16 protein-coding genes are annotated in these 21367 nt (G+C 47.1%); 5 read left to right on the top strand and 11 right to left on the bottom strand.

Annotated features, from left to right (window positions below; all coding sequences use genetic code 11):
- Positions 1 to 119: 119 nt before the first annotated feature.
- Positions 120 to 890, top strand: coding sequence for a DUF2884 family protein (locus tag G367_RS0116070; RefSeq protein ID WP_020414179.1), 771 nt, complete (start codon positions 120 to 122; stop codon positions 888 to 890).
- A gap of 678 nt (positions 891 to 1568) precedes the next feature.
- Here G367_RS0116070 and G367_RS0116065 read toward each other — a convergent pair.
- From G367_RS0116065 to G367_RS0116015, 11 genes are all read right to left on the bottom strand, one after another.
- Positions 1569 to 3410, bottom strand: coding sequence for a VCBS domain-containing protein (locus tag G367_RS0116065; RefSeq protein ID WP_020414178.1), 1842 nt, complete (start codon positions 3408 to 3410; stop codon positions 1569 to 1571).
- A gap of 455 nt (positions 3411 to 3865) precedes the next feature.
- A complete protein-coding gene (locus G367_RS0116060) occupies positions 3866 to 5146 on the bottom strand; it encodes a CAP domain-containing protein (protein ID WP_020414177.1) in 1281 nt (426 codons plus the stop codon).
- 385 nt (positions 5147 to 5531) lie between these two features.
- On the bottom strand, positions 5532 to 6470 hold the full coding sequence (locus G367_RS0116055) for an alpha/beta fold hydrolase (RefSeq protein ID WP_020414176.1): 939 nt from the start codon (positions 6468 to 6470) through the stop codon (positions 5532 to 5534).
- Positions 6471 to 6925: 455 nt separating this feature from the next.
- The gene (locus G367_RS25230) at positions 6926 to 7294 is read right to left on the bottom strand and encodes a pyridoxal-dependent decarboxylase (RefSeq protein ID WP_157533573.1); all 369 of its coding nucleotides are present in this window, start codon (positions 7292 to 7294) and stop codon (positions 6926 to 6928) included.
- A 364-nt stretch (positions 7295 to 7658) separates the two neighbouring features.
- Positions 7659 to 8282: a GDSL-type esterase/lipase family protein gene (locus G367_RS0116045; RefSeq protein WP_157533571.1), complete on the bottom strand. Its 624-nt coding sequence runs from the start codon at positions 8280 to 8282 to the stop codon at positions 7659 to 7661.
- A gap of 286 nt (positions 8283 to 8568) precedes the next feature.
- Positions 8569 to 9729 (bottom strand): DUF3570 domain-containing protein, encoded by a 1161-nt coding sequence (locus tag G367_RS0116040; RefSeq protein ID WP_020414173.1) that lies wholly within the window; start codon positions 9727 to 9729, stop codon positions 8569 to 8571.
- On the bottom strand, positions 9716 to 9934 hold the full coding sequence (locus tag G367_RS0116035) for a DUF4266 domain-containing protein (protein ID WP_020414172.1): 219 nt from the start codon (positions 9932 to 9934) through the stop codon (positions 9716 to 9718). The genes G367_RS0116040 and G367_RS0116035 overlap by 14 nt, the downstream gene beginning before the upstream one ends.
- Before the next feature lie 4 nt (positions 9935 to 9938).
- Entirely contained in the window at positions 9939 to 10415 is a 477-nt protein-coding gene (locus G367_RS0116030; RefSeq protein ID WP_020414171.1) for a TlpA family protein disulfide reductase, read from the bottom strand.
- Positions 10416 to 10448: 33 nt separating this feature from the next.
- Positions 10449 to 11102: an outer membrane beta-barrel domain-containing protein gene (locus tag G367_RS0116025; RefSeq protein ID WP_020414170.1), complete on the bottom strand. Its 654-nt coding sequence runs from the start codon at positions 11100 to 11102 to the stop codon at positions 10449 to 10451.
- The gene (locus tag G367_RS24000; protein ID WP_020414169.1) at positions 11072 to 11965 is read right to left on the bottom strand and encodes an outer membrane beta-barrel protein; all 894 of its coding nucleotides are present in this window, start codon (positions 11963 to 11965) and stop codon (positions 11072 to 11074) included. The genes G367_RS0116025 and G367_RS24000 overlap by 31 nt, the downstream gene beginning before the upstream one ends.
- A gap of 3 nt (positions 11966 to 11968) precedes the next feature.
- On the bottom strand, positions 11969 to 14584 hold the full coding sequence (locus G367_RS0116015) for an HzsA-related protein (RefSeq protein WP_020414168.1): 2616 nt from the start codon (positions 14582 to 14584) through the stop codon (positions 11969 to 11971).
- A gap of 226 nt (positions 14585 to 14810) precedes the next feature.
- Between G367_RS0116015 and G367_RS0116010 the strand changes: the two genes are divergently transcribed.
- From G367_RS0116010 to G367_RS0115995, 4 genes are all read left to right on the top strand, one after another.
- On the top strand, positions 14811 to 16037 hold the full coding sequence (locus G367_RS0116010) for a hypothetical protein (RefSeq protein WP_051089521.1): 1227 nt from the start codon (positions 14811 to 14813) through the stop codon (positions 16035 to 16037).
- A 5-nt stretch (positions 16038 to 16042) separates the two neighbouring features.
- Positions 16043 to 18526 (top strand): LamG domain-containing protein, encoded by a 2484-nt coding sequence (locus G367_RS0116005; RefSeq protein WP_020414166.1) that lies wholly within the window; start codon positions 16043 to 16045, stop codon positions 18524 to 18526.
- A 157-nt stretch (positions 18527 to 18683) separates the two neighbouring features.
- Positions 18684 to 20255 carry a hypothetical protein gene (locus tag G367_RS0116000; RefSeq protein ID WP_020414165.1) on the top strand — a complete coding sequence of 524 codons (1572 nt, stop codon included), beginning with the start codon at positions 18684 to 18686 and terminating at the stop codon, positions 20253 to 20255.
- Between the two features lie 12 nt (positions 20256 to 20267).
- Positions 20268 to 21269, top strand: a complete 1002-nt coding sequence (locus G367_RS0115995; RefSeq protein ID WP_020414164.1) for an FAD:protein FMN transferase — start codon at positions 20268 to 20270, stop codon at positions 21267 to 21269.
- The last annotated feature ends 98 nt before the right edge of the window (positions 21270 to 21367 follow it).

Raw genomic sequence — 21367 nt, 5'->3', positions numbered from 1 at the left:
AAAGCGATAACTCCCAATATCGCTTGAAAATCAATCAGATAATTTTTTCAGCTTACCGCATCTGTTCCCCACAGAAGCAGCGTCAAAGGGTGAAAGGTTAAATAACAGAGGCACTTGATATGTGGAAACCGCTCGCAATCTCGGCTCTTATCGGTCTGGGCACAGCTGCCCAGGCGCATGACAATATTGAAATCCATACCGATGACTGCAATGTATCACTGGACTACTCAGTAAGTGTCGGCCCAGATTTCTTTATAGTGACGCCGGAGGATGACGACCAGCAGCTGGTGTACTTCAACTCTCCAGATCGGCTTCTGGTGGATGGCAATCAAACCTCTCTCACTCCCCAGCAGCAACTCCTGATGCAGGAATACCGGCAACAGTTGCATGTGGCCGGGCGTGATACCCTGTTGATTACCCTGGAGGCGGTAGATATCGCCATGAACGGCTTATCCATCGCAATTACCGCCCTAGCAGGCCCAGATCACCCGGATACCCTGGAACTCCAGCAGTTTTCTGCAGACCTGTTGCAGCGTACCGAAGAGCGCTTAAACCGCGAAGGAGAAATATACCAGCTGGGGGCTTCCGAAATCGGAAATTTTGTCGACGAGACTATTTCAACGGAATTTGAACCTCGTATAGAACGATTGGCCAAGGAGTCCGCTGGAACCATTGCCTGGCATGCCCTGAAAGCGGTATTTACCGGAGGTCACAGCATCGAAGAACAAGTGACAAAAGACGCAGAACGAATGGTAGAACAGCGTGCAGATGTGATTGAGCAGAAAGCAGAACAACTTTGCACGTCACTGGAGACTATCGATCAATTAGAGACAGAAATACATAAAGCTATCCCAACTCTAAGTAACTACGATTTGGTGCAGACAAAATAAGCTTCATCCCCCCAACTGGGCCGCTCTGCGGCCTTTTTTTATCCATTACAAATCCTATCGATTGCCTTTTAAAGGAAAGCTAACCCTTATCAAGTGATAAAGCAATTGAAATTATATTTCAAAATATAACCCCAAAGCCTCATAACCTTAGTCCAACTAATATTCTTGTTCTTTAGCTAGCGAATTTTCATTTCAAGAGGTGGTGAAAATTAGGGGTACTAAAGATATTTTAGCTAGCAAGGCTTTAAAACTGCAACAGTTACCAGTGTACGCTTTCTCGGCAGCTATTCTCAGCCATAGGGAAAAGTTAATGTTAGGGAAAAGTGGATTTTTTAGCTAAATACCAACTCGATTGAAAGCTTCAAAAGCTTGCAAACGATTAAAGTGGGTTATGATAAGAAATCAGAAAGGCGAATATTCTGCAAATAAATACACATTGAATATTTCATTAGAATCAAAAATAGTTTCTTATACAACAAGCAGCCAGTACCCTATAGTAAAGTAATTTTTATCCAGTAGAATTTATGAGAAAGTCTTGATTCAGGATTCCACAGTAAAAAGGCACAAACAATATTCGGCTAGTATAATTCCAATCAATTATGAATTGAGAGCTTGAACTCGACCACATATTGGCTTCCCCCAGCTCTCAAATCATATTATTTTTACTCTTTACTAATTTTAATTAGCACTTACATCTAAATAGGCGGGTAAGCCTTCTTGACCAGCATGGTCTATCGCAATAATTTTATATCGATAATTAGCACCCTGCTCCACATCAGAATCCTTATAGGATAATTGACGTGTTTTATCTATAAGCTTCTCGCCACGAAAGAGCTTATAATGATGCACACCGCCATTTCTAATGGTTTCATTCCAGGATAAATTTACCTGCCGATCAGAGACCGTATATTTAAAACCCGTAACTTGAGGGGGCGGAGGGTGGTTACCAAAACTACACGGCACTATATCCCTACCTAAACCATCGGTACATTGATCAATATTCTTGTTTTTCTTCTCAGAAGCATTCCAGTTTTTGGCTATTCCTCCAGTACACATATTGTCTACACAAAAAGGAAGGTCATAATTAAGACACGTCCTGCAAGTTTTAAATCCATATCCATCAGTGAAGGGAATGTCACCTTTATTCAACGAAGGAAAGTAATTACAGACCAGTACATGGGCGCCATCGTTGTAGGCAGGATTATTAGAACCAACAATACTATCGCACTCCGCTACAGCACAGCCTACATAGCGGGTCTCTCCATGGCATACCTGGGCCCAATGTCCGCATGTTTCATCATGACAGAATTTCATATCCCAATCATAGGAATTACTTTCAGCGTACCAGGATTTCACTGAACCAGCCCATGTTTCAGCACCATATTGCGATGCCGGCGGATTGAAAATATAAATTGAAATATTTTCTCCAATTTCAATATTGCCAGCCGGCAATACAAAAGAGACTTCATCTTTAACTTTATCAAAAGATTGCCTGATTCCTTCCGCTTCATTGAAGTGTCCAAAATAACACGCAGAAGCCCTCTCCTTCGCCATCTTGGCCAAAGCATCATCCCAGAAGAGCGTCTGCATATTACCGGAACTCTCTGGGCCGTTACCCTCTCCAGCTTCTCCCATGGCACACCTTTGGCGATACTCATTGTGGGTATCCAGCATTACGCGCTTTTGTTCTATTGAGAGTTCAAAGGATCCATTGCCATTAGGATCAACAGTAACAACAGAAAAAACAACGGATTGTTCCGCGCCATCAGTTAATGTGAAAGTGATGGTATCTGTGACTGCATCCCCTGCACTGAGACTATGTGCTTTGTCATTTAGGGTATATTCCCAGTCACCAACACCGGTAATCATAAAATCACCGTAATTCCCAGCACTGCTACTCTCAACAAATCCCGGGGTATTGCCGTCGACATCTATGATTGTCAGAGTACCCTTGGCATCTGCACTGCTCCCCACGAGCAAAGTGGCAAGAGGGGATTCGGGGCTAAAAGTGTAAGCATCATCAGCGCCTGTCACCTGAATAGTAATTAATGTGATGTCATCACCTGTTCCAACACCAACCATAAATTCATCAATTGCCAATTCATCAGCACTCAAGGGGTCAGCCAGGCCCGCATCCAGGGTATAGCTCCAGGTACCATCAAGAGAAACATCAAGCAGACCGTATTTTCCCCATTCATTAAGCTTTTCAAAAGTTTGCTCGGCATCAACACTATCAATCAACTTGCCAGAGGTAGAAGTCTCATTATCCTCGCTAACGCTACCTTCACCGCCACTAACGGTATCGGGACTAGGATCGGGATCGGGATCGGGATCGGGGTCGGGATCGGGGTCGGGATCGGGGTCGGGGTCGGGGTCGGGATCAGGGCTGCCACCGCCATTATTATCAATTACCCCAGGATTATTATCATCCTCACTATCAGAACTGCCTCCACCTCCCCCACAGGCAGCCAGGAATGCGGACAAAGAAATAGCTGTTATCAGCTTAAATAGCTCACTCATATCAGTCTCAGTGAATTTAGTTATGCATGGTAGAAATCCCGGCGGATTATATTAATGATCATTCCCTATTCTGTGAAATCTATTAGATATTATTGTTTCAATATTGGTTTAACTATGTTTCCAATTAACGAACAATAGAAAATGATAAATTACGAACACTAGTAAAAAGAGCGCTAATTAATAAAGATTTCACCTACACAACTTAATCATCAAACGCACCCTTTTAACAGATTAAAATATAAACAAAAAGAAAGGCGTTTAGATTTTTAAATTAAATTTTTCATCTCACAAAATAAGCCGGCAAATAACCGCCATTTAAATTTCAAAAAATTTATTTATAAACTGTAAATCAAACCAATGTACGCTCATATTAGAAAGAGAGCTTAGACTTTACCAAGAGCTGGCATTTCTTTACTCTCTTAATTTACTTAATCTAAGGCAAAAAATTGTCCAGCTTAATTAGCAATTACATCCAGATAAGCAGGCGGCCCCTCTTGTCCGGCATGGTCTACAGCAATTATTTTATAGCGATAATTTTTATTATTTTCTAGTTCTGAATCACTGTAATTTAGACGACGAGTTTTACCTAGGAAGTCTTCATCTCGAAATATCTTATAGTGATGTACACCGCCATTTTTGATAGCTTCACTCCAGGATAAAATTACCTGGTTATCAGTAAAATTATATTTAAATCCAGTCACTTGAGGTGGAGCTCCCCCATTATCATAAAAACTACAAGGTACAATATCTCTACCCAAACCATCGCTACATTGATCTACGACTTTATTTCTTTTTTCTGAAGCATTCCAATCTTTGGCTCTCCCCCCCGTGCACATATTGTCAACGCAATAGGGGATATCATAATTCTGGCAGGTTCTACAAGTTTCATATCCCCAGCCATTGGTGAATGGAATACGGCGGCTTTTATCTAATGAGGGAAAGTAATTACACACCACAACATGTGCGCCATCGTTATAGGCAGGATTACTAGAACCAATAATACTATCGCATTCCGCCACAGCACATCCCACGTAGCGGGTTTCCCCATGACAAACCTGAGCCCAATGACCACATGTCTCCGCATGACAAAATTCACTATCCCAGTCATATCCATAGCTTTCATCGTACCAGGACTTTACTGAGCCAGCCCAAGTCTCGGCACCATATTGCGATGCAGGAGGATTAAAAATATTAATTGAAACATTTTCTCCGATTTCAATATTGCCAGCGGGCAGTACAAAAGAGACTTCACCTTTAACTTTTTCAAATGCTTCCCTAATGCCGGTCGCATCATTCAAGTGACCAAAATAGCACGCCGATGCCCTTTCTTTAGCCATTTTGGCCAAGGCATTGTCCCAGAAGAGGGTTTGCATATTACCGGCACTTTCTGGCCCGCTCCCCTCACCAGATTCACCCTTGGCGCATTTCTCTCGATACTCATTATGAGTGTCTAACATAATGCGTTTTTGTTCCAAAGAGAGCTCAAAAGGACCGTTTCTATTGGGATCGGGATCGGGATCGGGATCGGGATCGGGATCGGGATCGGGATCGGGATCGGGATCGGGATCGGGATCGGGATCGGGGTCGGGATCGGGATCGGGCGTGCCGCCGCCATTACTACCAATGATGCCAGGATTATTATCTTTCTCACTATCAGAACCACCTCCGCCGCCCCCGCAGGCAGTCAAGAGAACGGACAAACAGATAGCTGTTATTAGCTTGAAGGAATCATTCATGTCAGCCCCAATAACCTGTTGTATTTTTTAGAAAATTGGGGCGAATTATAGAGGGGCGTTTTCGGCATTCTGTGAAGCATGGCATATATTTTATAGCAGCCTAATCAGAAACCATCTGATCGTGCAGAAAGCTGTTTAATTAATGAAAATATAATTTTTTATTCATTTATTCTTATCAGGACTTGATTTTCAAAAAGCAAACAAAGCGCTCACCTTAAAGTTAACTACATGAATATTAAAAGCAATTTATACTTAAAAGATCAGATGTTTACTGGCCTCTATTAGACAAACAATCCAAATACGATTTCAATCTACCATCAAAATAAAAAATGAACTCAAGACAGGCATCCACTGAATTTTTAGTTGGATTCTAATTCAACACAAATCATTGCAACCCTTTAATAAATTTAATTGCATCATCAGCACTGATTTTTGCATTTTCAACATGGGCCATATGCCCGATATTTTCATAAGTTATCAATTGGCTGCCAGGTATTTTGTCTGAAAAATAACGACCTACTTCCAAGGGAATAATTTGATCATCTGCGCCCCAAATGAATAGAGTGGGAGTTTTTATATTTTCAAGATCATTAAGCGGTTGAAAATTTACACTGGCATTAGCCACCAAATTAAGAGCTGTTCCCCGGTTTTTTTCATAACGGGAAAGTAGATATATGCGCTCTACCAATGTCTCTGACAAAGCGTGCGGATCGTAAAACATCTTGGAGTGCAGTATTCTACGTATCAGACCACGGCTACCCAGATGTGAGACCAAGTGTCGCCCCCAGTGACTGATAACAAAACGAGCCATACCGGTTGGCATCTCCAGTCCCTTATCACACCTATAGCCTCCAGGCGACACAAGGATTGCAGCCTCAACAGTGTCTGGATGTTCGACCAGATAACGTAAAACACTATTGCCTCCGAACGAGTGACCAATCATCACGAACTTCTCGAGTTTCATTGCCTCGATAAATTTCGCAATAAAATCAGCAAAATGCTTTGGTGTATAAGTTCCGCCCGGAAGAGGGTCAGTCAAGCCGTGTCCGGGTAAGTCCACCAGAATTAAATGATAATCTTCAGAGAGAATCTTAACCCAATCATTCCAGGCACTAAGCGAATCTCCACCACCGTGAAAACATAAAAGTACCGGATGTCCCTCTGGTCCTATTTCTCGATAATTTACTGAGAATCCATTTTCCAGTGATAACTGATTAAAGGAGTATTCGGATAACTCATTTCGGCTCAGGCTGGGACTAAAAAATGCTATCCAGACAAGCCAGATCAAAATCAACAGGAGTATCAGAACAAGCCAGAATATCATAGTTCGCCAGGGCCTCCCTGGCCCGCAACAGTGCAATCTATATACAGAAAAACCATGTCAGATGGAATGTCAAAAGGAGATTTTTAGTGCTATCTTAGTCATCTTAAATAAAGTCGTCTGCCCTGTATTTCATCTGGAGCCAAACATAATCTTCAAGCCCCCAGATAACCTCAAATCCATATCGTGTTGATCTATTTCTACAGTTCCTATCTATAGCTATAGTTCTTTATATAAGAATAGACCGCAGGCTGGGATAAGCTTCCTTATCGCTTTGGGAAGTCAGACGAATTCCATTAGAAGTTCCATTTTGCGCCTATAGTCTCCCTGGTTACCTCGCGAATGGACTCCAGTGATAAGACAATATCCCTCTTATTTATTGCCCATGAAGAGACACTAAGGCGCAGTGCCAATTTTCCCTGCCAGACTGTGGTGCCAAACCAACATACTCCCTCATCTTATATTCTTTGCACGATACGATGCATGTCGTTCTCACCTCCAATTGTGGCCACAACCTGATTCAAAACGACATCATTGAGCAGCTCATAACCCATTTCCATTAATCCTTGTGCCAAATGTTGAGCATAGGAACAGCAGCCCTCAACCAGATCTCCCACACGATTACTTCCCATCTCCCGGATCGCAGCCCAAACCTCAACACCGCGCGCACAGCGAAAAGATTCCGGTACCATATCCTTGGGCGGTGGTTCTGTACCAGCTTGTAAGTAAGGCGCCTGAGTTGTCATAACCCGGTTTACAGCCCCTGCATCACGACAAATTGCCACGCCACAATCGTATGGCGTGTTCAGCCACTTGTGACCATACACCGCTCATGAATCCGCCAGTTCGATATCGGCGGTCAAATTAGCTTTAGCAGGAGAAGCCGCCGCTCATAAAACAAAAGCGCCATCCACATGTATCCAGGCTACAGCTTCACAAGAAGGGCTGACCCGCCTTTCACGAATTTTTGATAGATACTCTTCAGCACATTGAATTGCCTAAGATAAAGCATTTAATGATTCTTGTTTATCAGTAATTTTTTTGCTATCCATACTATCGTCACACAGTATTTCAATAATTTTCTTCGGCTATTTTTGGGAGCCGAAGAAAAACTGCAATTGAGTACTTATATAATCCAGTACTTGTAGAAAAGGATGGGAACTTTAAAAAAGATAAGAGTGGACAGAAAAGCTAAAGATAATTTTTGCAGACAAAGTCCCAGGTTTGTTCATAAAGTAACTGATGACCGCTGGGGTTTGCGTGAAGACCATCCTCAGAAAGTAGCTTATACAGTGGCCTGTTACGCCATAATTTATCGAAATCCAATATTGGAATCATTTCTATAGCCGCCACTTCTCTCACAACCTGAGTATAAAGCTTGGCATCAGATCTAAAAAAATAGCTATCACTATTGTGAAAGGGCGTAGTCCGGAGTTCATCAAACGGAATACCGGTCATTACAAAGGTTGGAGCGATCATTTTGGAAGTTTGCAAAAGCTGCAACATAGCTTGTCGATATGAGTCCAGAGCTACGGCAGTCTCTTCCATTACTCCTCCTACCCGGCAGATATCATTGAACCCGGGATATATTCCAATTAAATGGGGCCTCCTCAGAGGCAGCTCGTGGGAAGCTCTAACAATAAGCGAGGCCACCGCCTCACCAAACACACCGAGAGAATAAACAAGATTCTTGGGGTTTAAATCTTCAAAGCGAAGGCGAAATCGCTGTACAAAACCACCCAGTTCTGAATCTCCTTTTCCATAGACAGAACTGGAACCAATAAAGATAATTTTTCTAGGTATCTTTCTCGCCATATAAGCCACAAACTGACTCTATGTTTTAATTTGTTGTCCGCATCACATAATGCCCCAGAATTACCCTGCGGGCACATTTAGCATAGGAAAAGATAATGTCAAAACGCAAAGAAACCAAGAGTATGAAAGCACCTGAAAAAAACAATCATATGCTTTGAGCTATATGATATGAATTTTAAGTGATTGAGAAAAATGATATCAATGGAAAAAGAGGCCCCATACTTAATACATTTAAATGGTGATGAAGCTCTATTTAAATGTCACACTTAGTTGAGGGCCATTAATATCAGATACGTACCGTCCAGAACAGGCGGATTACATTGGCTGAAAAACTATAGGCAGGTTCACTTCCCGGAGTAATAGCCGTACTATCACCATGCACCGTAACATCGAGGAAATCCTCGTAGTCAAACAGGATATGATCCCAATATAAGTTTATAGTATTCCTGCGATTTAGCAGGGACCAGCGTTGTGGCAATTCATAAGATACACCTACGCCCAGTGCTAGCGTGGTATAGTTACTCAATTCTTTGTCACGTGCTCGGAAATTGGTAGCATTCGAATAGGGAAACAAGTCGCTATAAAAATCAGCGCTGGTTTGCTGGTAATAGCGTATCTTACCTTCAAGGATCCATTCATCCTGCTCTTCTAGCGGGTGGGTGTAACGAAACTCGACATTATCCGCAGTTATTCCCCAGCTATCCGCATAGCGGCGATACTCACCTTTTATTGATGCACGGTAAGGTAATCGATATTTTAACCTAATAGCTGCCGCATCACTATTTCTGGTCCTTGGATAGTTTTCAGGTTGATAACTAAATCCCTGCGAAACTGTTGGATCAAGAAAACGCACCGTTCTGTAAGGATTATTAAGATAACCTTCATCGGTGACCGTCTCTACGCTTAATTCAGCAATTAATTTTTGTGTAAGAATCTGATTCCAGCTCACCCCATAGCGGCGGTGTTGGGCTTCATCAGAAAAATACTCATCATCATTGCGAAATACTTCATCACTACCATAGCTGACACGTAGATCAATAGTACTCAAGTCTCCAAAGAATCCCTGACTAATACCAAAGCCAACTGTTTGCGCCTCATAATCACTCTCCGAGCTATTGGTATAGCCGAAATTAATGGTGGTTTTATCCACCAAATAGTCCACCCCGAGAGAGTACTGATCACGCCTTTCAGTATATTCACTAGCAGTTGCCTCAACATCAATTGAGGCCCCGGAAATCATATCCACATAGTAATTTGCGGAAAAGGAGACATTGTTGCCAATATTTTTACGAATCAACACCGAGGGGCCATCTATGGTAACCCCCCCGCCACTATAGGCATGATACAGGTTATCAGCTCGCTCCTCAGGTAACACAGCAGCAGAAGCATAAATGGGGAAAATTAACCCTAAAGCAAGGCAATAACGCAACAATTTAGTTACAACCACATCCGCCTCCACTACCACCTTCCGCTCCCCTAGCCGCTTCCCGGGCTTCATACACATGGTTCATGTAGCTGGCGGCAACTGGATCTCTCTCAAAACCCATAATTGGATCCGCCAGGTACTGACGCTCGTAAGGAGCCACCCAGGGCGTTACTGTGCAACCACTGAATAGCGATACCGCCAACAGCGGCAACAAGTAGCGCAACATGATATTACTCCCGGATTAATTCCTTAATGATTTTCTTATATGCCGCTTCATCGCCATCACGATAGCCTTTATGGATATGACGAACATTCCCATCTCTATCTATAAAAACCGTGCTCGGCATAGCGTCAATACCATACATTTTGCTCACCTCACTGGTGCTATCGAATAAAATGGGGAAATCCACCGGTATTTTTCCCAATAACTTCTCTGCATCAGATCGGTGTGCATCCACATTTACACCCCAGACTTGGAATCCAGCCGCGGAATAACGCTCGTGCAACTGGTCCAGCAAAGGCATCTCCTGACGGCAGGGCCCACACCAGGATGCCCAAAAATTCAGCATAATCACCTCACCACGCTGCTCCGCCAAACGCAGGTTCGCACCTTGATTAGAAGCTAAAGTAAAGTCTTTAGAAGGCTCAGAAGCACTGGCGCCTGTCGAAAATACAAGCAGCGCAAATACAGCAACAATTCTTAACATATAAAAAATCCTTATTGTTAATTTTTAAAACAATCAGAAAAATACAGTAAGTCCCAATTGGGTAGATAGGTTATGAGTAGTTTGCGCCTCACCAAATAATTCGTGTTCAAATACGTGATCACGCACATCAAAGCGTAATGCTAACCAATCATTTGCCAATAAGCGCACTCCGGCACCGAAGTTATAAGTAAAGTGCTCTTCATCGGCAAAAGAGGTATTACCTGCACCACTCACCAGATAAAAATCAGTATTAAATGCCCAGTCATCAGAAATAAAGTATTCCCCTTGAAAAATATTCCAACCTAAAGAAAAGTTGTAATAGCTCAGCTCCCGTTGTTCATCGGTCAACAAAGGAGCGGCACCACTTAAACGCTCAAAGCTGGATTCACCCAACTCAGTCTGCGCATAAGTGCCTTCCATAAAGAAATCTTCAGTAATATGGTAAGAAACTGACGTGCCATAGAGGGCATTGGAGCCAAAATCTTCTACATTGATAACCCCGGCAAAGACACCCAGTTCAATATTCTCACTGTCTATCAGTGCATCACGTACCTCGCGACGCTCCAAATCTGGAGAGACAATATCTGTTATAACTTCCTCACCTTGTTGGGCAACACAGGCATGAGCACTGAATAGTGCGGATAAGGTTGCTGTGCCTACAGATATACGTCGAAACCAAGTTTCCACTCGACTATCTCCTGATTATTTTCCCGCGAGGTGAGCAGGTAGTGATTCGTGTATTCCGCCTTAACGGCAAAGCGGCGCGATAGATAATTTTTTATCCCTATGCCCGCCAGCATTACTGTGTCCTGGCGATCTTCAGTTGCGATAATAGTCGCGTTGGGTGATGTGATATTCAGGCCGGCACCAAGAAAAAAATAAGGAGATAGTCGCCAGCGTGGGAACGGCTGGTGTAGTACTGCCATTTGATACACTTGGCTATCAGAAAATTTACCAACTGCTTGAGTAGCACGCAATTCAGTAGCCAAATTAGAGGTAAACTGGTAGCCGAGTGTTGTTCCCAAGGAGTTGGCACCTGCAAAATCGCCGTAGGAAAAACCCAAATAAAAGTAACCCGCTTCCACATCCCTGAAATCTGGTAGGGGAACCCGTACCAACTCACCCTCCTCACCATAAATTTCCTGCAGATCCGCAACTCTTACCCAACCGGTTTTATTGCGCGACGCCAATACTTTTACCCAGTCGGTACGGCGCTTAAGCAGCCAGATTTTTTCACCATATTCAGCCACATGAAAAATCGGATAGCCTCGGCCAGGCCCTCGATAAATATTGATAAACGCATTACCAACGGTAACCCGTTCAGCGTCATCAGGTATATCGCCCATCACATCAATAGCAACGGGAATTATCGGCTCCGGGTTTTCTTCTTCTGCCGGGAATTCCCCAGGTACCTTTCCCGAAGATATTTCCACCTCCACACCCTCGACCACTTGCGCCACTTCACTCCCTTCTGCAAACGCGAAAACTGAAAGTAAGTTGGCTCCCAATAGTAGAGAGAAAATAAAAAAGTATTTCTTAATAATGGACATGGATCAGTCAGCCGGTGCAGCAAAAGGATCGTTATAGTACTGAGCGCCGATATCCAACCATTCAGCAATCAGGCGTAATTCTGCCGGCTGCAAGTAACCTGCGTGCGCCCCCCCGGAGGAGAACACTGTGAAAAACGTACTTTCTGCTGCAGTATCAGCCAGAACTGAAGTACTTGTTACAACGACCATCACCGGAATAGGATCACCATTGGCATCAAGTATTAAATTGCCATCTTCATCAGTTTCAAATACCGGATTACCCTGATTATCCGTCTCCTGTCTCAGCCGCGGAGTTAAAATTCCATCGACAAGATCCAAGATAGGACTATCAACCAGCAGTTCGGCATAGGAGGTAAACCAAGCATCGTTCACAATGGATGCACTGGCGGTCAGATCCAGTTGCGCAGCAGGAACTCGCGTAGCGCCAGCGGCATCTAATGGTGAGTGACAGGCAGTACAGGTGTTATCACTAATCACCGTGCCGACATTATCTACAACTTGGCGTGGCAGCTCCCAGATTGGCTGGATATGCTGTTCGTAGTGAATAACACTACGACAACTGCTATCCCAATTATCCAGGCAGGCCAGCGGTGCAGGGATTTCAGTCAATAAATCAGCGTAAGCCAGAGAAACATCAGTATCTTTGGCACGAACTGCTGGATCGGTCCACACGTCAGAAAACTGTACGTCTCCTGTTAATCCAGCCTCTCCAATAACCCGAGCCAATAACTGCGCCATGGTTTCACCCATTTCCGCTTGTAGCGCAGGCTCAGTATTAGCGAAAGGCGCCGCAGAGGTTGGTGCCCCACTCCAGGCAGATTCCAGCTGCATATCCACGCGACCATGAGCATTTTCACTCTCACTGGTATGGCAGCCCACACAGCTGCGTACCTCACCGGACCGTAACTGCAACCAGTTATTGTGCTGCTCAAAAATTCTCCTGCCCTCGGCATCTACCACTGAAATTGCAAAGGGAATATCGGCAGGTATTTTGACTCGTACCGAACCATCCGGTTGGATAGGCGTATACCCCAGGATTTCGCGCATACCCTGGCTACGGTTACGACCAAATGCCGAGCCATCAAAATCCAGAATGTCATCATCTGGAATCGCTACAGCTTTTACAATACGCAGGAAACGCGCGGGACGTTCATCAGCGCTGGTCAAAGCCGGATCAGCGAGCACTTCTATTCCGGCTATATCCTCACCATCAAAATCGTAGACGCTACGGATATCCAAAATACCCACAGATTCCTGCACCAGATCGCCATCCACATCCACCCCGGGAATTGGGTCAGGAATATAAGCTGGCTCTGTACGGGGCTCCAGAGTCACCCCCTCGGAGATCATTATGCCTTCTTTTGCGACAATAATTGGCAATTGGGTACCGGCCTCATAATCATAGATCCACAAGCCGTAAAGAGGATCAGCTAATACCAGCTCCTCTTCACCCTCCAAACTTTCCGGACAAGGACGCAGCAGCTCCGTCTCTTCCTCCACAATGCGACATTCGCTCCAAGATACCAACAGTCTGCTGGTACCATCGTAGAAAGGCCAAGCTGTGGAGAATGTGCCATGGGGAGAGAGTGTCCCATCAGTAACAACCTCAGCAAATGAGACAGAGGACTGGCCAACCAGCTCACCCTCACCACCGGCTTCACTGTAGGCTTCGCTGTAATTTACCCCATCGATAGCTACCAGATCGCCGCCGTAACTTATTCCTGCGGGCGAACGCAGGTTTACCAGTAAACGTCCATCTGGCATCTCACGCGGCCTGGAGAAAGTGGCAGTAGAATTTTCGGTGCCGGTTTCCTGGCTGTGATAACCATAATAGAAAGACAGATCACTACCATCTGGTTTAATGGTATAGAGACTTAAACGGTCTACACCGGCGGCATTATCCCAGCGATTAAACAGGATACGCCCATTGTTCAGTACTGTGGGATTAAGATCGTGGCTTTGATTGAAAGAGATCTGACGAATATCACTGCCATCTGCCTCCATCACATGTAAAACAAAAGCAGGCTCATCCTGATCATCTGTCAAAGCAGAAAATTGCGGCTTGTTATCATCCAATAACAAAGCGCGGGCACGACGTTGGCGACTAGATGAAAATACAATACGCCCATCTGGCAGAAAAGCCGGGGCAACATCCTGCCCTTCCTCAGCAATAAGGTCGGACTGTATGACTCTTTTCAGCTCTTTGGTCTCAAGGTCATATAACCAAATATTCCAGGTGGGCTGCTCATCGTCATCAACATTCTCCAATTCAGGTGCGCGCATTGCGAATATCAGGCGCTGCCCATCGGCGGAGGTATTCAAATCTTTAACATCGTAATCGCCGATAAAAATCTCTGCGGTAATTACCGTCTCAGCAGCACTCGCTGTAGCGCGATCCTTCAGAACCAGCTCAGCACCGGGGAAAAAATCCTGGGGTTGGTATACGCTGTCTGGCTCCAGAGCCCCTTCATCATCCTTATTAAGTTGACGACGCACAAAGGCAATAGGGTAATCCACCACTACTGGATCTTCCGCCTGTTCTCCACCACTTGAGGAGTTGCCACCACCACTACAAGCGGCCACGAACAGCAATAGTGGCACTGCACGCAAAAATTTCATTATTTTTTATCCACCCGGCATAGGCACCAGCAATATGCCGGTAATATTTGCTGAAGGCCCTACATTATTTTGTGTGCGGTTTTTACCGCTAAGGGTAATTCTCGCAAGTTGCGCACAAAAAGTTTGCCAACTGGGACGCAAATATTGAAAGTCATTCTGACAGTGTTGAAATTCGCTTTTAGTATGCCTTGCTATACCCCACTGACCCCATCAATAAAATAATCCAATGAAAAATAATTCGTCTCGAGCGCATGTGATCCAGCTCACAGTGGTAGGCGCAATAATCGGGGCCGGCCTTTGGAGTGGCTCCGCTCTCGCTGCTTCCCAGGATCAGGCCCTACAAATTCACAGCCGTATCACCGGCACAATTCCCTCTGAAAGTGTATTACTGGATATGGCTGAGGATATTGCTAATGGCAATCCTACTAGCGCTGCCTATACAGCCATGCAACACGAAGATTTTTACAATGTGACCCTGAAAAATCTCGCCACACCCTGGACTAACGAAGAGCAGGATGTGTTTGCGCCATTAAACGATTACAGCGCAACCGTTATCGGTATGGTGCGGGACGATATGGATTTTCGCCAATTGTTGTCGGCAAATATCCTGTATACCGGGAATGTTTCCGGACTGCCGGGTTACAGCACCAGTAATAACGATCACTATGAAGCTCTTGAAGCTGGAGGTTATTCCCTAAAAGATAATCTCGCACAACAGAGCCAGTCTTCTCTCAATGGACTTCCTGCCGATGCCACCGCAGGGGTGATCACAAGTCGCGCCGCAGCAAAAGCCTTTTTTAGTGCTGGCACCAACCGCGCCATGTTCCGTTTTACCATGCTCAACCACATGTGTCGGGATATGGAGCAGGTGCAAGACAGCACACGTCCACCAGATCGGGTTCGCCAGGATGTGAGTCGCAGCCCCGGAGGTGACAGTCGGGTATTCCAGAACAACTGCGTTAGCTGTCACAGCGGAATGGACCCTATGGCCCAAGCGTTCGCCTACTACGATTATGTCTACGATGCGGACAATGATCCGGAGGGGGATAACGGAGCACTCGACTACAACACCGCAGGGGATACAGATCCCGAAACCGGCAGTCGTGTGAAAGCCAAAAACCATATTAATGCAGCAAACTTTCCCCACGGATACCAGCTTCCCGACGATCGCTGGGACAACTATTGGCGTGAGGGGCCCAATCTTCACCTTGGGTGGAGTAGCGCCCTCCCCGGTAGCGGTAACGGAGCAAAATCTCTCGGTGAGGAGTTGGCCAACAGCCGTGCTTTCGCCACCTGCCAAGTCACCAAAGTTTTTCGCCAGGTGTGCTTACGTGAGCCCGAAGATGCCAGTGATCGCGCACGCATAGAATCCATCACTGACGATTTCAGCAGCTCCGGTTACAAACTGAAGCAGGTGTACGCCGATGCTGCAGTTTATTGCGCGGGGGACTAATAACAATGAAAACTTTAAAGAGCCTGCAAATATCAACCCTTTTATACACAGCGGCATTTGTTGTCGCTTGTAGTGGCGGCAGTGGCCAGGACACAGAGGAACAGCCAAATACCAACCAGTCCGATAATGGCGTCAACTATTCAGGGCCAGCACCTGAAACTGATGACGTCAATCAGTACAAGCGCTATATCTGGGATAACCTGGTCGCACAGAATCGCTGTGGTAGTTGCCATATTGAAGGTGCACAGAGCCCTCATTTCGTACGCGGTGACGATATTAATGCAGCCTACGATGACGGGCGCGAACTGGTAAACCTAAGCCTACCGGAAGAGTCGCGCCTGGTGACCAAAGTGGGCGGCGGACACAACTGTTGGCTTTCCAGCGACGACGCCTGCGCTGAAATTATTACCAATTATATTGAAGAGTGGGCCCAAGCCAGCGGCGGCCTCAGTAATACAGTCACACTAACCCCTCCTATAGAACGCGATGTGGGCGCGAGCAAGAGCTTCCCGGTCTCAAGTAGTAACTTCGGTACTACCGTTTACCCGGTATTACGTAACTACTGTGCCAGCTGCCACAGTGAGGATGCCGCACTCGCACAAAAACCTTACTTTGCCAGCTCCGATGTCGACCTCGCCTATGAGTCAGCAAAGAGCAAGATGAATCTGGATACCCCTGCGGATTCACGCTTCTCCGTGCGCCTGGGAAGTGAATTCCACAATTGCTGGGATGACTGCTCCGATAACGAAGCGGAAATGACTGCAGCCATCCAAGCCTTTGCGGACAGCATCGCACCTACCCAGGTAAATCAGGACTGGGTTATCAGTAAGGCTCTGCGCCTCACCGATGGCATTGTCGCCAGCAGTGGTGGACGCGTGGAAAATAATGCGATTGCCCTGTACGAATTTAAAACCGGCAGCGGCACTACGGCCTATGACACCTCCGGCGTAAACCCGGCTATTGATCTAGCTCTTTCAGGCGATGTGGAGTGGATTGAGTCCTGGGGTTTGCAGCTGAAAGGTGGTAAAGCCCAGGGGGCGACAGCGACCAGCCGCAAGTTATACGAAACCCTCACCGCCACCGGCGAATATTCCATTGAGGTTTGGGCCGCACCGGCCAATGTAACCCAGGAAGGTCCCGCACGTCTGGTGACCTATTCCGGCGGTGACGATATTCGCAACTTCACCCTAGGCCAGGCGCAGTACAGTTACACATTCCAGAACCGCAGCGACAGTACCGATGCGGACGGTATGCCAGCTCTGATGACTGATGATGCCGACCAGCAAGTACAGGCGAGTTTGCAGCACGTGGTCGCCACTTTTGACCCGATCAACGGCCGCAAACTCTTTGTAAACGGCGCTGATACCGGGGAGATGGACCCCACCGAAGCGGGACTCTTGAGCACTTGGGACGACACCTTTGCCCTAGCTGTTGGTAGTGAAGTAAGTAACGGAAATAGCTGGCAGGGCTCTATCCGCATGCTGGCAATTCACTCTCGCGCGCTCTCTGCCGAGGACGTTGCCACCAACTATGAAGTAGGTGTGGGAGAGAAATACTTCCTGTTATTTAAAGTTGAAGAGCACACCGGCATCGCCGAGAGCTACGTGATGTTTACCGTTCAGCAGTTCGATAACTACGCCTATCTGTTCAGTGAACCTACTTTTATCAGCCTGGACGAAAGCGTAGATCCGAAAGGTATCGCTATCGAAGGCATGCGTATTGGTATTAATGGTCGCGAAGCGGAAGTGGGCCAGTCCTGGGCCGAGTTCTCCACAGAAATTGATGATAGCTATGTACCGCTCCAAGGCCAGCAACTGTCCAGATTGGGCACCATTATCACCCTTGATAAAGGCCCACTATCGGACGAGTTCTTTCTCACTTTTGAGCGTATCGGCAACGCCAGCTTTACTCGCGTAGAGCCCACCCCTGCAGCGCCACCGGAACCGGCAGACCTCGAGGCTCAACCACGTATTGGCCTGCGCCGCTTCGAGCAGATTAATGCCAGCCTGTCTCGCGCTACCGGTATTTCCAGCGCCCACCCGGATGTGATGGAAACCTGGGAAACCGTGAAGCGCCAGCTTCCAGTCTCCAGTGACATCACCGGATTCCTGGCGGCTCAGCAAATGGGTATCACCCAGCTTGCTGTGAAGTACTGCAGCACCCTGGTGGATTCCAATGAGCGCAGCAGCTATTTCCCTGGTTTTGATTTTAGCGCTTCCGCTGGTACTGCTTTCGACAGCGCCGACAAACGAGCACTGGTGATTAATCCATTAATGGAGAGCCTGCTGGGCCACGAAATGAACTGGCACGACGGCAGCCACTCACAGCTGTCTAGCGCACCAGATCTAAGCACCGTGGAAGCGGAATTAAACAGCCTGATCAACACCATGACCGCCTGTGGCAATGGATGTGAAGCGGGGCGGACCGAGACCACGGTCAAGGCCGTATGCGCAGCCGCCATGGGCAGCGCCATGATCCTGATTCACTGATTAAAAAAACGGGCTGTCGCCCAGGTACGGTTTTAAACGCTGTACCTGGGAGGATCAATCACAGCCTAGACCAGATTGTCGAAAGAAAATTTTTAACAATCTGCTAAAAATTCAAAAATAATTTACCGGCACATCGGATAAAAAATCCGGAAAGACTATGAGCAAGAAAAAATATTTTGAGCTGGACCAGCCCCTACGCCACCCGGACCACCACCGCCCGGTAACCCGTCGTGATTTTCTAGCCCAGGGCTTCCGCGCGGGCATGGCGACAGTATTAGGTGGCTCGGTATTCAGTATGTTTGCCAACCCGCATAATGCCCACGCAGCTCTGTCCTCCGATCTGGAAGACCTGCGCAAGAGTAACGGCGGCCCCTGTGATGTAAGCGCTTTCGGCGCCGGTAAAATCCCGTTTATCTGTTTCGACCTCGCCGGTGGAGCCAACATCGCCGGCTCCAATGTATTGGTAGGCAAACAGGGTGGCCAGATGGATTTTCTCGGCACGGCCGGCTACAACAAGCAGGGTCTGCCGGGCGATATGATCCCCTCTGCCGGAGAAGGGTTTGTTAACAACGACCTGGGCCTCGCCTTCCATAGCGACAGCGGTTTGCTACGCGGAATTTTGGAAAAAGTGGGCTCTGGCACTGCCGCGGCTACCAACGGTGCAGTAATCCCGGCGCGCTCGGAAAACGATACCGGCAACAACCCCCACAACCCCATGTACGGTATCAATCAGGCCGGCGCCAACGGTTCCCTGTTGGCCCTGATCGGCTCCCGCTCCAGTGATTCCGGTGGTAACTCCATGTCTCCGTCGGCAATGATCAATCCAGAGGTACGCCCCACCAAAGTGGACAGGCCTTCTGATGTTACCGGCCTCGTGGATGTGGGCGATCTGGTGGGACTGCTCAGCCAGGAAGACACGGTTGCAGTGATGGAATCCATGTACCGTATTTCTGATGCCAAGCTGGGTAAGGTAAACACCCGCGTGGGGGCCGATGCCATTATCAAGGACATGGTGCGCTGCGGTTATATGAAGAGCGCCGATCTGGCGGACCGCTTCGGTAATCCCGCCGATCTGAACCCCGAAGCCGATCCGGATATTGTCGGTCCCTCCGGCATTTTTACCAGCGCTGAACTGAGTGGGGATGGGGAATTCCGCAAAACTGCCTCAGCAATGAAACTTGTGGTGAATGGCTATGCCGGTGCCGGCACTATCACCATGGGTGGCTACGACTACCATACCGGCGACCGTGCCACCGGCGAGATGCGCGACCTGCGTGCCGGCCGCTGTATTGGCGCCTGCCTGGAGTATGCTGCACGTCGCAACCAGCCACTGATGATTTATGTCTTCAGCGATGGTTCGGTATTCTCCAACGGAATGATCGACGACTCTGTCGAAGGTCGTGGCAAGGGGGTGTGGACCGGAGACGATCAGCAAACCGCTGCTTCCTTCTTCCTGGTATACAATCCTGCGGGGCGTCCGCAATTACTCGGTGGTAGCGCCGATGAGCAGGCAAGGCACCAGCAGCTGGGTTATATGCGTTCCTCCGGGGATGTGGAAACGTCCTCAAGCCCCGCCGCCAACAACGTCAACCTATTGGTAGAAACTGTAGTGTTGAACTACCTGGCCCTACATGGTGAACAAGGTAATTTTGCCAGCCTATTCCCCAATCATGGGCTCGGTAACAGTACTCTCATGGACAGCCTGACCGCTTTTGCCCCCATAAGATAATGTGATGCCGAGATGTTGCGTTTTATTCGATCTCTCCTGTTTGGTGGTGCCGCCCTTTGTGCGGCACCGGTATTGGCCGAGTGGCACTATGCCGAGCGTGCAATCATGGGCACTGAAGTCCGCCTTCAGCTCTGGCACGAGAATGCCAGTGAGGCTGAATACCTGATCGAAGAGGTGATGACGGAATTCCATCGTCTGGATAACCAGTTGTCACCTTACAAAGCAGAAAGTGAACTATCCCTCGTCAATCGCGAGGCAGGTAGAATAGCGGTCAATATTTCCGATGAGCTGCTTTCTCTGGTGGATAAGTCTCTCTGGTTCAGCCACCTGACCGATGGAGCCTTTGATATCAGCTACGCTACTCTCGGCAAACACTATGATTTCCGCAACGGGAAACAGGCAGACTCCGCCCTTACCGATTCTCTAATCGAGGCGCTGAACTACCGCCACTTACATTTGAATAAAAAGTCCAAAACCCTGCGCTTTGGTCACAGCGAAACAAAAATTGACCTGGGTGGAATTGCCAAGGGGTATGCTGTGGATAAAGCCATTCAAATTCTCGAACAGGCTGAAGTCTGCTGTGCCAGTGTCAGCGCCGGTGGCGATGCACGTATGCTAGGCGATAAACGCGGCGAACCTTGGCTGGTAGGCATTCGTCACCCACGAGAAAAAAGCAAAAGTGCCGCAGTAATTCCCCTGCGTGACATTGCCATTTCAACTTCCGGTGACTACGAGCGCTTTTTTATCGATGAACAGCAAGAGCGTATTCATCATATTTTCAATCCAAATACCGGGAAACCCGCAGATACAGCAGTTGGAGACAGCGATAAGTTAATCAGTGTCAGTATTATCGGCCCAAGGGGTTTTGATACCGATCCACTTTCCACTAGCGTATTTGTCCTGGGTAAGAAAAAGGGACTGGCGCTCATTGATCGCCTGCCCCAATTTGAAGCAGTGGTTATCGACAGTAACAAACGTCTTTTCTTCAGTCAGGGACTGGCAAACCCACAATAATCGTTTCAACGTCGTAAAAAATTTGCCAACGGGATCACACCAGATAGCTGCGCCCCTGACATAATTTGCGCCCATTACACAATAAAGCCAAAAGCAAG

The organism is Microbulbifer variabilis ATCC 700307 (assembly GCF_000380565.1).
Lineage (GTDB): Bacteria > Pseudomonadota > Gammaproteobacteria > Pseudomonadales > Cellvibrionaceae > Microbulbifer > Microbulbifer variabilis.
The sequence above is the reverse complement of the archived record's forward strand: the minus strand, read 5'-3'. Positions and strand labels throughout refer to the sequence as shown.